We start from the raw sequence: 14,805 nt of genomic DNA on the forward strand, positions 1-14,805 counted from the left end.
TGGCTTTACCTTTATTTCGACATCCTGATCGAACGCCGCCAGCATGCGCAGCAGCTTTCCACGGAAACCAACTTGAACTGCCCTCGAAGCAGCTTGGAGATGTTGGGTTGCTTCACGCCGACGAGCTTCGCGGCTTCGGTCTGAGTGATGTCCCGCTCCGCCATCAACCGCTTCAGTTGTACAATGAGGGCTGCCTTGAGTTGGTACTCGTCGGCGTTCGGGAGGCGGTTGGCCGGCAACTTCTTCTTCGTGCTCGTGATCGAGCTGCGTTTATTCCGTGTTGACTGCTTCCGTGTCGCGCAGGCGCTGCCATGCGAGGCCAGATCGTCCCATATGCGGATCGGCGGCCAAAAGAGCTGCTGATCGGACCGCGTGAAGGTGAATTTCAACGCTCTACCGCGCTCGAGTGCCTTCGGAGTTTTGGCTTAACCTGTTGCGGCTGTGCTCGTCTTGGGGGACGGCATATACAGGCCGGGGAGCACATATGTGTGTGCGTAAGAGTATGGACAGTATTCGTGTGCGCGCGCCTGCGGAATTCAGCGTAAGACACGCGTCACTTCCATAGAAGAGATTCTGGCCAGTCTGTGAACTCCAACTCGAAGCTACGTAGGCCGGTGGGTTTTGTCGTGAATTTAAGGGTCTTCCCTGAAAGGTCGGCCAATGAACCAGATGCGAATGTGAAAACTGTCGTGCCGGAAGTTGCGACCCCAATGTCTTGCTCGCCTTCCATGCTAGAGAAGTCGGACGCCTCGGAGAGTTGCCCAAGTGCAACTCCCTCCAGCGCGTGGTGAAATTCCATGGACGCCAAGTATGTCCTTTTGTCAGCAGCCCACTCGCTGACCGACACTGCTGTGATCCCCGCGTCGGTCAAGAGACCACCTGCGATCCGGCAGCCATATTGAACGGTGAGAATAACCCGCTCATTCCGAACTCCGGCCGGCTCTCGATCGGCGGCAGTGATCGTGCACGCGTACCGCCTTGTTTCCGCAACCGCCCCCATGCCTAGCCCGATCCACTCGAGAGCGGAACATAGTACAAAAGCGAGAGCGGGTCTTATCATTCGACTGCACCTGATCTGAAATAACGTTCCCTGCTCTGTACAATCTGACGCTACGGGCGATTCAAGCGCCTTCGATCGCTCTGCCGGATCAACGTTACTCAGGTGACTGCGGTGTCGCAGAAGCGAGGCGAGCGGTATCCCCCGGCAGTGCCCTTGGATGGGGCCGGAACGATTTCATTATCGGTGCGCAGCGGGCAGCACGTCGGTGAACCAAGGCTATCGGCCGCGCTTTTCAGGTCGGCGGCGGCCATGAGGGGCGCGACGGCCCGCGGCGCCGGAGCGCTACATTCCTGACCCAGGCGCAGGCGCTCTGTGAGCGGAGGCTATTCAACGCGGAATGCTCCCGCGGCACAGGTCCCGAAATTTTGCTTCACAATCTCAATGTAAAAGGAAACGTGGCCGAGACAAGCCGTTCAAAGGCAGACTGCCGCTCAAGCAGACGCTCTTCGAGCATCTTACGCTGGAGATCATCTAGCTCGCTTTGAAGCCTTCTGCGACAACGCCAAATGTCATTCCGTACGGATCTGATCTCATTCAAGCGCTCGTCAATCGAAGTCATCACGGATACCGTATCCAACTTGAACCAGCCATGGACAAGAGCTCAATCACGTTCTTCCTCGCTAACACGCCGATAACTCTTAGGACTTGGGCCATCTGCGGACTGATGTCACGATCTCCTCCCAGCGTGTCCTCTTGTATCGGCATCATTCAACGCAAGAGCACGAAGTAGCGGTTGCTCCTGCAGAAGTTCAGCTTATTTTGCCCCAGCGCGCAGGATTTCAAAACCGAGCAGCAGCCCGTGAGTGGGCCGACTTGGTAATCCAACCAACACCCGCCGGACAGGGGTCAGGCTGGTCACCTGTCGAATTGGAGTAGCGATCAATCGGACGGTCGCGCCGTCAAACTCTGGGCAGCCGCGCCTTTCAGACTTGAGCACGGCAATTGCCATGCCAGCGAACCTCAGGTGGAATTGAATCAATCCATGTTCGGTTCGGAGGCTCGTCCTTTACGAACGAGCCGGGCTTCGCGGCCGCGGCGCGCCAGAGCGGCCCGGATATGAGTCGGAGAGGCTTCAGTCGGCAGGGCTCGGCGAAATCGTGAACGATGCGCACCGCCAGGCGCCTCGGCTCAGTGTCTCGCCCAGCTGCGTAGGTCTTGTTACCGCCGTTCCCGCGTGCGGCTGGCAAGCGAACCTCACCACAAAGGTATCTGCGATCACTCTAGCCCGGCCTGGCACTTGTGGCATCTGTGACACTGAATGTAGTGATCAAACCAAGACATCCTAGTTTGTTTGTTCGTCCGGACCCGTTCTACAACTAAATCAGCAACTTGCATCTCGGACGCAACTGGCACCGCAGTTGCTAATTGTCCAATGACACCGTGAGCGCTGAGCGCGGCCATGGGTGTAAGACGGATACATCAACTTTGCGGAGCGTATTGGCCACCCAATCGCTCGATGGAGCACCGATGCGGCCACCGGACAGCTTACTGCTTGCGGCACACTTGTTGTTGTCAGACCGACCATCAGGCCGCTTGAGCCGCTAGTCTGATCGACCAACAGAGGCCTCGATCTAAGCTCAAAGCGAACTCGCGAATCACATGAGCCCCTCAAGCCCTTGCGTGAACGCCGCGGCGGGCTCCTCAAAGTCGTACATTTTGATGCAGCCTCGCTTGAGGATCCGCTGCATGCTGCGCCGGACCGTCGAGGAACGCGTGGCATCGCTTTCGACTGTTTCCTTGTTTAACAATCAGAACTAATGAGGCGGTGTATGAACATGTCGATCCCGGAGCTTCGGCTTGTCGCTGAAGCATCTATTTTCGCTATTGGGCTGTTGATGTCGTCAGGAGCTAACGCCGACGATGATCTGATGAGAAACGCCAAGCAGATCTTCCATCCGATCCCCTCGGTCATTCCTGCGGTAAAAAACAATCCGGTGACGCATGGAAAGGTCGAGCTTGGCAAGATGCTGTTCTTCGATCCGCGTCTATCGGCGAGCGGGATCATTAGCTGCAATACGTGCCACAATCTCGGCACCGGCGGAGTCGATGCCGGTCCGACCTCCGTTGGTCACGGCTGGAAGGTCGGCCTACGTCGGGCGCCAACCGTCTACAACGCAGTGTTCAATGCGGCGCAATTCTGGGACGGACGCGCCGCGGACCTCAAGGCGCAAGCCACCGGCCCGGTGCAGGCGAGTGCCGAAATGAATGCGACTCCGGATCATGTGCTCGGTATCTTGAACTCAATGCCCAGCTACGTCGCCCTGTTCAACAACGCCTTTCCGAACGAAGCGAGACCGGTCACCTTTGAAAATTTTGCGAAGGCGATCGAGGCTTTTGAAGCGACTCTCATTACACCTGCGGCTCCGTTCGACCAGTATCTGGAGGGCAATACACGTGCTCTCGATGATCAGCAGAAGTCAGGGTTGGCACTGTTTATGGCGAAGGGATGTTCCTCTTGCCACAATGGAATCAATCTCGGTGGACAGGCCTACTTCCCGTTCGGCGTGATGAAAAAGCCGGATGCAAGCGTGCTTCCGGACGCCGATAAGGGCCGATTCGCGGTTACCTGGGCGGCTGGCGACGAATATGTCTTCCGCGCGGCGCCATTGCGGAACGTCGCGTTGCGAGCCCCTTACTTCCATTCGGGCCAGGTTTGGAGCCTGAAGCAAGCTGTTGCCCTAATGAATGACATCCAGCTCGGCGCCAAGCTTAGCGATAGGGAGGAAAACGACATTGTCGCATTTCTGAATTCGCTGACCGGTCGGCTGCCTAAGATCGAGTATCCGATACTGCCGACGCGCACCAACACGACACCAAAGCCTTCAATAGACAGATAGCCTTAGCAGCACCGGCCTCATTCCCTGCCGAACAGCAACAGATGCGCTCCAAGAGCCCGGGGTCCCGCAATGACGCCAAAATGAATGATCCCCTGCTGTCACTGATAAGCAGGCACATAAAAAGCCGCCCGGCCTCAATGCGAGGCCGGGCGAAAGTCACGCGGGAGCGACGCTGCTTTCCGCATCGTTCCAGCTTTCGTCGGTAGGGAGGACTACCGGCGATCGACTTACGACGAGGGCATTCGCCGTCAAACAGGGAGAAGCGGATATCGCTCTGCACAACTTATCGAGCCGCTTGCCTTCCGCTCCTGTCGTAAACTTCAGGACTTGCTCACCACTTGCCAGCTGTCCGGTTGGCACGGGCAGCCCCTTGATGGAGCTGGGATCCATCGCGCAGGCGGTTTGACTGCCGAGCCCTGAAACTCAACCGTCAGTTTGCCGTCACGCGCCAGTATTTGGCACCGCCGATACCAGCAAATCTTCCCGAAGACCGCGCGAAGGCGCAAATTAGGTATGAAACTCCGCAAGGGCGGTAAAATAGATTGTTGTGATGGGACGCATCCATGGGATGGATAAATGAAGCGATAGGACTGCGGTTCGCGTCGAGCGTAAGTGACTTGGAATATGTCACCTAATCGGTATGGCCGGCATGCGGTCGTCCGCCGGATTCGAGCTTGTCGCCGCTGTATGCGATCGCCTCCGCCGGGGCAAACCGGCATTCGTAGGCGCTGGACACTTTGGAAGCTCGCAAGGATATCGCGAGCTCCCAAAGCGCGTTCATCTTATTCACAGATACGTTGGCGACACGCTCCGTACGATCATGCCTCGGCCCGCAACTCGCGTGCGGCGGCCACCATATTGACGAGCGCGGGACGCACCTCCTCCCATCTTCGCGTTTTCAGTCCGCAGTCGGGATTGATCCAGAGCTGCCGATCGGAAACCCGCTGCCGCGCCAACACAATCAGCTGCTTGATCTCGGCTGCTGCGGGAATGCGCGGTGAATGAATGTCATAGACGCCCGGCCCAATTTCACTAGGATATTTGTAGCTCTTGAAAGCGTCGAGCAATTCCATTTTGGAGCGCGACGCCTCGATTGAAATGACGTCGGCATCCATTGCTGCGATCGCATCGATGATTTCGTTGAACTCGGAATAGCACATGTGCGTATGGATCTGAGTTCCGTCAGCGACAGCGGAGGAGCAAACGCGGAAACTGTCCACTGCCCAATCGAGATAGTCCTTCCACTGCGATTTGCGCAGCGGCAATCCCTCCCGCAACGCAGCCTCGTCGATCTGGATCATGGTCGCTCCAGCTGCCTCAAGGTCGATGACCTCGTCTCGGATCGCGAGAGCGATCTGTCGGCATGTCTCGCTCCGCGGGATGTCGTCACGGACAAACGACCAGTTCAGGATCGTCACCGGTCCGGTCAGCATAGCCTTGACGGGTTTTTTGGTCAGAGACTGCGCATGTCGCCACCATTTAACGGTCATGGGCTTCGGGCGGGAGACATCTCCAAACAGGATAGGAGGACGAACGCACCGCGAGCCATAAGACTGAACCCAGCCGTGCTTGGTGAATGCGAAACCCAACAGCTGCTCGCCAAAGTATTGAACCATGTCATTGCGCTCGAACTCGCCGTGTACGAGCACGTCCAGGCCGATATCTTCCTGCCAATGCACGGTATGGGCTGTCTCCGCTTTCAGAAGCTGCTCGTACTGCGTGTCATTCAGCGCTCCCCGCGCATGAGCTGCACGCGCATTGCGGACGTCCGCCGTTTGCGGGAAGGATCCGATGGTTGTGGTTGGAAACATTGGCAATGCGAAGGCGACGCGCTGGACGTCGGCGCGCTGGGTGAACGCACTGCGACGGCGACGCATGCTATCGTCGATCGCGGCCATTCGTCCGGCGACGTTCGCACTGTGGATCTTCGGCGATGTTTCGCGAGTGACGGATGCATCCTCTGAGAGCGTGAGTTCATCGGCCACGTCGGCAGCATAGCCAGCCAGCGCTTTGCCCAGTATCGAAAGTTCCTTGATCTTCTGCACTGAGAACGCCAACCACGTCTTCAGATTGGGATCGAGATCGATCTCTAGCTCAATGTCGGTCGGAACATGAAGCAGCGAGCAGGAGGGGGCAATCTGAACACGGTCCCTGCCCAGTTTTTTGACCATGGGAGCAAGTTGGTCGAGTAGCGCCGGCAGATTAGAACGCCACACGTTGCGACCATCAACGACACCGAGCGAGACCACGAGATCTCTACGGGCTCTGGCGACAATCGCGTCCAACTGGTCAGGTGCACGAACCAGGTCGACATGAAGCCCGGCAACGGGCAAGGCCAAGACTGTTTCAAGATTGTCGCCGACAGCCCCGAAGTATGTGGCCAGCATGATTTTAAGGGCCGGCACGGCCTTAGCGAAATGAGCATAGGCCCGGCGGACAGCCGCCCGAGATGCTTCGTCGACGTCCATCACTAGGCATGGCTCGTCGAGCTGGACCCATTCAGCGCCGCGCGAGGCTAGTTCGCGGAGAACATCGACATAGACGGGGAGGAGGCGATCAAGCAGCGACAGCGGATTGAATGCGGGATTTACGCTTTTGCCGAGCTTCAGGAAAGTGACTGGGCCCACTAGGACGGGCCGCGTCTGATAGCCGAGGCTTCTTGCCTCCTCATATTCCTCGATCGGCTTCCGAGAGGCATACGTAAAGATCTGATCCTGGTGAAATTCCGGCACCATGTAGTGGTAGTTCGTATCGAACCACTTCGTCATCTCCTGTGCGGCTACGCCGGGCCCATGCTGGGCGTGACCACCGTCCTGAGCGCCACGCGCCATGGTGAAGTAGGTTTTGAGCGACACAGGACCTTCGTTCCAGCCGTAAACGTCGGGAATGGCGCCGACCATTAGGCTGGTATCGAGCACATGGTCGTAGAGCGAGAAGTCATTCGAAGGAATGACGGTCGCACCGCGGGATTTCTGCCGTGCCCAATTAGCGGCACGAAGTCCACTCCCCGCCTCGAGGAGCTCGGCTTCGCTGGAATTTCCCGCCCAGTAGCTCTCGAGCGCGAATTTGAGTTCGCGTCGTGGGCCGATGCGTGACGTCCCCAGTGTGGCAACGGGAAGCGAAAGGATTGACATAGCTTAGACCCCATGTTGGGGCAAAGGCCATGGCGGACGCAGACAGCGAACATCGCGTGAGCGACAACTGCTTGGCGCACACCGGGACGCCCCGCCCGTGGACGATATCTTGTCGAGGCAGGTCTCCTGGCTCACGGGTCGTCGCTGCTGTCCGGCCTTCCCGAAGCCGCATGGCTTCAGTGACTTCGTTGGACAGCGGCTCGCCGCTTACAGTTGCGGGGGCAGCGCCGGCATTGCACCGGCTTCCCTCTTAGCTCCGGATGAAACGACATCCGGAGACCGCGACGGCTTGAATTATGCGCACGAGGACCGATGCGTCAACCTACCGATTCTCGCTGCGATATTGCCCAAGCGATTACGAGCGCACTAGGCGGGTACGACGGTCTTGCTCGCGGCCTGGTGAACACGCCGGCATCTGTGGAGGCTCCGCTTGTGAAATGCATTCGCTTTCAACACCCTGCTCGTGTAACGGTTGAGCTCCACGACCGGAACGAACCCCGGCCGCTTTCGGTATCTGTGTGATCGCGAGGAGGCGGCCTTTTCCGTCAGCAGCTTTTCGAACCTGCGCGTCAGGAAGGTGCGATCATCCTCGGCCGGCATCCGTTTCGGTCACAGCCCACGAGGCTCCCTAGACATTTCGAAAGCCGGACTGCTCCAGGACCGCACGGATGATCAGGTCGGCTCCTTGGTGTTCGGCGGGCCCGCGACCAGGCACGAGGTCGTCCGCCTCCGTGAGGTTGGCCAAGATGATCTTCTCGGTGCACTAGGTGTTCACGTGCTGAGCGACTTTTGCGCCGGCTTCGATGCGTCCGTGGCCGCTCGACGCCGGTCTGCCTCGCCTCGACTCGCGGCCAGCGACGATAGGCCTTAACGCTGCCACTGAGCATCGAGGGCCTTGTCCTTGTTCGTGACAAATTCGACGGTGTCCTCCGACAGAGCCCTTTGAGGGGGTCCTCGGAGTCGCTCAGCGTCTTAAGCTCATAACGATGTTAATCGACCCCGATGCGCCCCATGCGGTCGTGGTCTCCTCAAGGTCCCACATCTACAACTTCGTTCGCGAAATCGAGCGATGAGGCCTTTTGGTCGCGGGCTGCCTATCCTGTCTTGGACGGGACACAGGTGTCAGGGACCGGACAGACCACCGCGCATTGCGGCGTGTCGCAATGGCCCTCGCACTCCGTACATTTTTTGGCATCGATAACGTAAATGTCGCGCTTCAGACTGATCGCCGCGTTGGGACACTCGAACTCACATGCGCCACAAACGGTGCATTGCGAAGCGACGATCTTGTAAGCCATGCCTTCCGACTCCTTAGGCGAGCGATGTCATGGGCGATCCCTTTCAAATGCCGTGCCAAACGCAGACGCGCTCAATGTTGGGCAATTTGCCCAATTCGGCTGTCCCGGGTCTGAGACCATGTTGCATCTGCGACAGCAACAGGTCGCTTCAATTTCAGGCTACGAGCCCTCGGGCCCTCTTGCGAGAGTCAGTCGCGACTTGACGCTGGAAGCGTCCGTCGGTTTGTTTGGCACGTCAGCGCGGGGGCAAGCGAGGCTGACGCTTCCTCAACCGGCGGCGGCAAAAACCGCCAACGGACGCAGGTCTACGTTGGATCTCGGCAAACCTCCGGTCACACACCCCGACTGGAGGTTTGTGCAAGCCTCGCTCATGGCTGTAACGCGAGCTGCGCGGAGGACTCGCTGGAGGCTTGCCAAAACGGGCTTGTGGTATAACAAGCTTCGGAGGGAAATGAAGTGGCGGCGGGACGAGCGACACTGGCCTTGCAGACCGAATTGCACTCAGCCTCATGCCTGGTGCCGAGTAGGCATGGCGGTGCTCGTGAGCGTCGCTTGGCCGCACTCAGCCACTCGCAACTATTTTAGACGAGCTGCAGCAGGGTTGAAAGATGACTGTGCAAATTGCTTCAGTGGCATGGCTTTTCCGAACAGATGGCCCTGCGCAAGGTCGAAGCCGAGTTCGGCCACAGCGATTAGGTCAGCCTGGCTCTCCACACCTTCGGCGACGGTGCGCACATTGTACTCTTTGGCTAGATCGACGATATGGCGGCACACCGTTCGCTTGAGGGGCCCATTCGCGCAGCCGCCGACGAACTGACGATCCACTTTCAATTTCAGGAACGGGAATTTTGTCATCCCCATCAGCTGCGGCCAATTGGCACCGACATTGTCGATTGCAAGGCCAATGTTGTGAAAGCGAACCTCACGCGCAACCTCGACCAGGAGATCTAGGTTCTGGATCGCTTCCACGCTCTCGATTTCAATCGTCAAACCGCCGAAAGCGGCGTGCGACGGCATGCGCCGACAGAGATCGCGTACCGCCTGCGGGTCAATCAGGAATGCTGCCGGAAGATTGATGGAGAGATCGATCGAAGTTTGCTGCTCCAGAAGATACTGCCAATCCTTGATCGCGCGGTCGATCACGAACTGCGACAAGTTCCTAAAATGCGGATCGTGAGGTTCCGTGATGAAATAGGCCGGTGGAACAACGCCCCAGGTCGGGTGCCGCATTCGCACATGCGCCTCGGCGCCGCGGCGGCTAAGGGTACACGCGTCAAACTTCGGCTCATACCAGAGCTCAAGCCAGCCAGCGTGTAAGGCTTCTCCGACATGGACCGCGGGACGGGGCGCCGGCTCTCTTGGCAAGAGCATGCCGATCCGATCGCGCAACGTCTCGGCTGCAAACGGCGCCCGGAGCGGCGGCAGCATAGCAAGTCCATATTCACTGCCGACCTGCTGCACTGCCGCCATGATGATCGACTCGCGCGCTCCGAACGCCAGCACTCGGCCTGCAAATTCTTCGCGCACCAGTATCTCGAGCAATCGTCCAGGCTCGATGCGGTCCGAGCCAATGCCGAGCAGGATCAGATCAGGGAACTCCGTGCGGAGTACATGCGGCAACTCGTCAGCAGTCCTGCATTCGCTGATAACAAATCCCATATCCTCCAGCACATCCCGTAGAAAGGCGCGCAGATGCCGCTTGCCGACGGCCAGGCATGCCCGCGGCCGCACCTTACGTTGCCCGAAGATTACAGGTTTCCGTCCGACCAGTTCGGCCTGCCCATGTTCCATCGCAACCACTCCCGTTCCGTGACGGTGCCTTAAACGAGGAGCGAAGGTCCAAACAAGCTGTGCTTCCCGATATCTTTCGATTGTTCGAGATAAGCTTAAGATAGTGCATTAGTGTGCAAAATCTTTCGCGATCTTGCTCAGACGATTTTGTCGGGCGCACGCGTATGATACCTGTCGCGCTTCGCGCAACTTTGTACGATGTCGTACGCGAGGTGGGAATCTCTCCTTCGGACGGACCGAGCTGACGCTCTATGGCGCTGCGATCATCGTGGCGCACGATTTATTGAATAGAGTAGTTCGTGAGCGACGATCGGCAATCACTCTTACGAACGTTTGATCGACATGACCGGCGTGTGCCGTTTGGTGATTGTTTTCCAATCGAAGGCAGCCCATCATGAGTTCGCAGCTGCTCAAGCCGCAGTCGATTCTGAGAACGGCAATGGCTTGCAATTACCTCAGCTCTGTTGCCTATAGCGAGTGTGGACGTGCTGCTTCCTACCGAGCCAGATAGTTGCTCTCAATTGCGTTTTCTGTATCCTCCTGAGCATGAATTTCCTCCAGAGGGCTAAGTCAGGTGTTCGTGTTGGCGCTGAAGGGCAAGGCACGTCCAGCGCGGGCACGGCTTTGCGCAAGAGCGTGCCAGGAGATGAGAACGCGGTTGCAAAAGCGGTCGAAGAGCTACTTTCCGAGTTAGGTGGCCCCGGACCGGAGTTCAGCCTTCAAGGCGCGAAGCAGGCGGCGTTGCGCCTGATTCAGGATCCCGAACAGGGCTTCATTTTTGTCGTTGAGGAACAAGGCACCGGGTAGATTGTAGGGGTAGCTAGCATCTCGGCCGTACAGGCCGTGAGAGCATCCGGAGCGTACGGCGTGCTTCAGGAGCTATGGATTTCTCGTGACTTCCGGAGCTCTGACTGCGGTCGGCATCTGCTCGAGGCGGTAGATTCGGAGGCGAAGCGACGCGGCTGGCAGATGATTGAGGTTGCGTTGCCTCCGGATGGTTATCCGGCCCTAGAACGGGTACGCCACTTCTACGAGGAGAGGGGATATCGGGTTGGAGGATTGCGCGCGCGCAAGAGGCTCTGACAGTAGTACGACCTCTGCGCCACACACTTGAAGCGCTCTGGGCTAGCGTGCTATCGGTAAAGTCCTTCAAGCAGTAAATCCTGGGCTTGTTCCTTCTCAAAACGAACGCTTCACGCGTGCGTCGCGGCCAAGCATGATCGAGAACCTTGACGCTGATGCGGTGCTGACTCCCACCGCGAGCGGTTACCTCTTCGGCCTTCTTGGCGAGAACGTTCGAAAATATCGGCGATCAATCATTCTGCGTTGTGGGAAGCGATACCGCGACCCGCCCGACCAAAAGGCGACAGGTCGGCGGCGGCCCGTTCCGGGCGGAGCCCGACCCAGCATTACGAATCCTTCTTTTGTGCTTCCCATGCAGTGCGATTACCGGCTCTGGTTTGAGATCACCGCACACAAACGCCATCCATTCGTCACCAATTACATTCTCTCGGCGACTGGCTAGCCAGTCGTCTACCACACTCATTCCTGCAGCTTGGTGCGGCGGACCGGCGCGTGAAAAGATTCCGCACCACCTTGCCACTCCTGCTGGCGAATTTCGAGGAAGGTGAGCGAGATCAGCCATCACACTGATCCGGTAGAAGATTCCGTAATGAGCAATGCGCCGAGTGCCGCGTCCAATACGACATTCGTGCAGCTTCCACCCTGCGCAGGACTGGATGCAAGCGGACCGCTTTCGCCGTTTGGCCCCACCGAAGACGTGGCCGAGGGAATCATGCGCGACAAAGAGCCTCCCTTTTTGATCGACCGTCAGTCCGTCAGGACCGCTCGTCGCGAAGAACCAGCTGAATCGTCCGACTTTCCCCACGCCATCACGCATCAGCGGTACGCGCCAGATGCAATTGTCGCGCGTCATTGCAACGTACATTACGGTCTCGTCCGGACTGAGCACCAGGCCATTCGGGCCCGGGCCATTAGAAATCAAGCAGTCGATCCGGCCGTCAGGGCACAGTCGAAATGCCCGGCCGGTACGATCGTGCAATCCAGTCTGGCCCTGATCGGTGAAATAGATGTCGCGTTTGGTCGCGATATGCAGGTCGTTGCAGCCTCTGAAGGACTCGGAATTGCGGTGGCCCAGCAACGGCCGGATGGTCCCTCTCTGTCGATCGAGCTCCAGGAGACCGTTGATATAGTCGGACACGAGCACCCGGCCGTCCGGAGCAACCTTCAGACGTTCGGCCAGCCGTCGTATTCGATGATCAAAGACCAGACGCCCTCCGGTGAAATCCGGAAATGCGGCCGAAGGGGATCTCGACGACATAGAGATTCCCGGACTGGTCGAACGACGGTCCCTCGATGAAACAATCTACTGGATATGCCCCGCGGTTCGCGTCTGCCCATTCCGAAGAAACACCCGGGCGACGAAACTCCGCCGGCATCGACGAGAACACGCTGGTCTCCATCAGCTTGGGCGGGTTTTCGAGATGCTTATGATGCGCCTTCCAGCCTGCGACGCGGCTGGCCCTCGTATTTGTAGCCGAACTGCTTGGGCATTGGGCCCTTGTTGCGATCGTTGCGCCCAGTTTGCTCCCAGGCGTGAGCCAGGATTCCGACCGCGCGCGACAAGCAGAAGATCCCCCGCGCGAGCGGAGAGGCGAAGCCCAGTTCGCCGTAAATGACCGCCGTCGCGCCATCGATGTTCATCGGAATGAGCATGCTCTTGCGCTGTTGCATCACCCGCTCGATCGCGCGAGCGGCCTTGGCATAATCGCCGCCGACACTGCCCTCGTCAGCTGCGGCATCCACCAGCGCCAATAGCGGGGCCGCGCGCGGGTCGACTGGATGAAACCGGTGGCCGAAGCCCGGCAGATATTTGCTGCGGGTTGCGGTGAAATGGTCGATTGCAGCGCCAGCGGCCTGCTCGATCTCTCGCCCTTGGCGCCGTCGCAGCACATCCTCGTAGAGTTCGATAGCCTGCTCCCCTGCTCCGCCATGCACGTCATCGAGCGTGTTGATTGCCGAGGCCATTGCGCCATTCAGGGGCAGGCCGCAGCTCACCGCCATTTGGGCAATTGCAATGGAGGGCGCGTGCGGACCGTGGTCAACGGATCCAACCAGCGCAGCTTGCAGCAGCTGCTCCTGTGCTGGCGTCGGCAGATTGCCACGCAACATCAGCCAGATCATGGCGGGAAAGGAAACGCGGCCTATCAAATCTTCAATTGGATAACCCCGATAGGCGATGCGACCTGGCGCGATATCGCAAATGGAGGTTCGCCACCAACTGGCCGCTTGCTGTCTCAGTTCTTCTTCGCTCATTTCCAGTTCCGTCCTTTCAACCTGCCGATTGCCAACCGACGCAAGCCGTCCGATGTCATGATATCGGTCCGTCCGTGGCTACGCGGACGGGCAGGAAATCAGCCTCTCCTTGCTTTGGCGTCCCGACGGCTCGGCTTGAGACCAGTTGCTCAACCTCCGCATACGAATAGCCGAGCCGCTGCAGCCATCGCTCAGTGTCTGCTCCGAGCGTCGCAGGTGGTGAAGGCACCGAAAACTCCTCATCCAGCCGGAACCCCGGCCGCGTGATTCGTAACGGCTGCGCACCGTCTTGTTCTGGCGCCAAAGTCTCGACGAATCCGCGCTCAAGGACCTGTGGCTGCTGCAACACTTGCGAGACCGTCAGCACACGGCCGGCAGGGACACCAGCCAGATTCATTTGGGCCTCCCATTCCTCAGCGGGCTTGCAACTCAATGCCTTGTTCAACTCCGCGCTCAGCGCAGCGCGGTTGACCTTGCGCATCTCGCGTCCAGCAAAGCGTGGATCCGCCTTCAGGTCCGGTCGGTCGATCAGGTCGCATAGGGCTTGGTACTGCTTCTGCTCGTTGGCGGAAATGTTCAGCGGGCCCGTCGCGGTGCGAAACGTGCCGGAGGGAGCCGCGGTAAAGTTCTCGTTGCCGATGGGCTGCGGCTCGACCCCGGCGTTCAGGTGGTTGGAGACGACCCATCCCATCGCCGCAACGGTGGCCTCGAGCAGGGACACGTCGATGAACCGACCCCGTTGCCTATGCCGCTGGTCGACCAGAGCCGCGGCGATGGCAAACGCAGCAGTCAGTCCCGCAATCGTGTCCGAGATCGGAAAGCCCGTGCGCAGGGGAGCCGAGGTTATATCGCCGGTGACGCTCATCGCTCCGGAAAGACCCTGGACGATCTGGTCATAGGCCGGACGGGCGGACCACGGTCCGCTCTGCCCAAAGCCGGAGATCGCGCAGTAGACCAGACGCGGGTTCAGCCCGACAAGCACATCAAAGCCGAGGCCAAGGCGTTCCATCACCTTCGGCCGGAAGTTTTCGAGCACCACGTCGGCTTCCTTGACCAGTCGCAAGAACACCTCGCGGCCCGCTTCCGATTTCAGGTCCAGTGCAATCGATTGCTTGCCGGCGTTCACGGCGACAAACGAGAGTCCCTGCAGGCGCTCCGCTCTTTGCGGATCCGCGCCGAGGCGCCGCGCCAGGTCGCCGCCGTTCGGATTTTCCACCTTAATGACCTCCGCGCCAAGGCGCGCAAGATGGTAACCACAGAACGGACCCGCCAACACGTTTGACAGGTCGAGAACGCGTATACCGGTTAGCGGCAGAGACATCTGAAGAGCCTTCTTGTAGGTGATCCGA

10 protein-coding genes and 1 riboswitch are annotated in these 14,805 nt (G+C 58.9%); of the genes, 3 read left to right on the forward strand and 7 right to left on the reverse strand.

Annotated features, from left to right (window positions below):
• Positions 1-11 precede the first annotated feature (11 nt).
• Complete coding sequence (locus tag AC0L3B_RS11675; protein ID WP_311979624.1) at positions 12-389, reverse strand: helix-turn-helix domain-containing protein; 378 nt, start codon at positions 387-389, stop codon at positions 12-14.
• Positions 390-2,829: 2,440 nt separating this feature from the next.
• Between AC0L3B_RS11675 and AC0L3B_RS11680 the strand changes: the two genes are divergently transcribed.
• Positions 2,830-3,897, forward strand: a complete 1,068-nt coding sequence (locus tag AC0L3B_RS11680) for a cytochrome-c peroxidase (RefSeq protein ID WP_473380411.1) — start codon at positions 2,830-2,832, stop codon at positions 3,895-3,897.
• A gap of 818 nt (positions 3,898-4,715) precedes the next feature.
• On the opposite strand, the gene metE is transcribed toward AC0L3B_RS11680, so the two are convergent.
• The 3 genes from metE to AC0L3B_RS11695 all read right to left on the reverse strand — a co-directional run bounded on the left by metE (position 4,716) and on the right by AC0L3B_RS11695 (position 10,120).
• The gene (gene metE / locus AC0L3B_RS11685; RefSeq protein ID WP_085383731.1) at positions 4,716-7,031 is read right to left on the reverse strand and encodes a 5-methyltetrahydropteroyltriglutamate--homocysteine S-methyltransferase; all 2,316 of its coding nucleotides are present in this window, start codon (positions 7,029-7,031) and stop codon (positions 4,716-4,718) included.
• A gap of 99 nt (positions 7,032-7,130) precedes the next feature.
• A riboswitch (cobalamin riboswitch) is annotated at positions 7,131-7,330 on the reverse strand.
• A gap of 795 nt (positions 7,331-8,125) precedes the next feature.
• Positions 8,126-8,329, reverse strand: coding sequence for a 4Fe-4S binding protein (locus AC0L3B_RS11690; RefSeq protein WP_007600001.1), 204 nt, complete (start codon positions 8,327-8,329; stop codon positions 8,126-8,128).
• 576 nt (positions 8,330-8,905) lie between these two features.
• Entirely contained in the window at positions 8,906-10,120 is a 1,215-nt protein-coding gene (locus tag AC0L3B_RS11695; protein ID WP_085383733.1) for an EAL domain-containing response regulator, read from the reverse strand.
• A 546-nt stretch (positions 10,121-10,666) separates the two neighbouring features.
• Here AC0L3B_RS11695 and AC0L3B_RS11700 point away from each other — a divergent pair.
• Together AC0L3B_RS11700 and AC0L3B_RS11705 are read left to right on the forward strand one after the other, a co-directional pair.
• Positions 10,667-10,927, forward strand: coding sequence for a hypothetical protein (locus tag AC0L3B_RS11700; RefSeq protein ID WP_231189480.1), 261 nt, complete (start codon positions 10,667-10,669; stop codon positions 10,925-10,927).
• Positions 10,928-11,203, forward strand: a complete 276-nt coding sequence (locus tag AC0L3B_RS11705; RefSeq protein ID WP_473380491.1) for a GNAT family N-acetyltransferase — start codon at positions 10,928-10,930, stop codon at positions 11,201-11,203.
• Between the two features lie 229 nt (positions 11,204-11,432).
• Here the strand turns inward: AC0L3B_RS11705 and AC0L3B_RS11710 are convergent, their stop codons facing one another.
• The 3 genes from AC0L3B_RS11710 to AC0L3B_RS11720 form a co-directional block, all read right to left on the reverse strand.
• Positions 11,433-12,461, reverse strand: coding sequence for an SMP-30/gluconolactonase/LRE family protein (locus AC0L3B_RS11710; protein WP_473380412.1), 1,029 nt, complete (start codon positions 12,459-12,461; stop codon positions 11,433-11,435).
• Positions 12,462-12,628: 167 nt separating this feature from the next.
• On the reverse strand, positions 12,629-13,456 hold the full coding sequence (locus AC0L3B_RS11715; RefSeq protein WP_007605586.1) for a citryl-CoA lyase: 828 nt from the start codon (positions 13,454-13,456) through the stop codon (positions 12,629-12,631).
• A gap of 55 nt (positions 13,457-13,511) precedes the next feature.
• On the reverse strand, positions 13,512-14,777 hold the full coding sequence (locus tag AC0L3B_RS11720) for a CaiB/BaiF CoA transferase family protein (RefSeq protein WP_085383734.1): 1,266 nt from the start codon (positions 14,775-14,777) through the stop codon (positions 13,512-13,514).
• Positions 14,778-14,805: the final 28 nt, after the last annotated feature.

The organism is Bradyrhizobium sp. Kon56 (assembly GCF_055807635.1).

Bases quoted from the DNA above. Each gene is read 5' to 3' on its own strand.
- AC0L3B_RS11715 (WP_007605586.1), bottom strand. From the start codon at position 13,456: ATGAGCGAAGAAGAACTGAGACAGCAAGCGGCCAGTTGGTGGCGAACC.
- AC0L3B_RS11680 (WP_473380411.1), top strand. From the start codon at position 2,830: ATGAACATGTCGATCCCGGAGCTTCGGCTTGTCGCTGAAGCATCTATT.
- AC0L3B_RS11710 (WP_473380412.1), bottom strand. From the start codon at position 12,461: ATGTCGTCGAGATCCCCTTCGGCCGCATTTCCGGATTTCACCGGAGGG.
- AC0L3B_RS11720 (WP_085383734.1), bottom strand. From the start codon at position 14,777: ATGTCTCTGCCGCTAACCGGTATACGCGTTCTCGACCTGTCAAACGTG.
- metE (WP_085383731.1), bottom strand. From the start codon at position 7,031: ATGTCAATCCTTTCGCTTCCCGTTGCCACACTGGGGACGTCACGCATC.
- AC0L3B_RS11695 (WP_085383733.1), bottom strand. From the start codon at position 10,120: ATGGAACATGGGCAGGCCGAACTGGTCGGACGGAAACCTGTAATCTTC.
- AC0L3B_RS11690 (WP_007600001.1), bottom strand. From the start codon at position 8,329: ATGGCTTACAAGATCGTCGCTTCGCAATGCACCGTTTGTGGCGCATGT.
- AC0L3B_RS11700 (WP_231189480.1), top strand. From the start codon at position 10,667: ATGAATTTCCTCCAGAGGGCTAAGTCAGGTGTTCGTGTTGGCGCTGAA.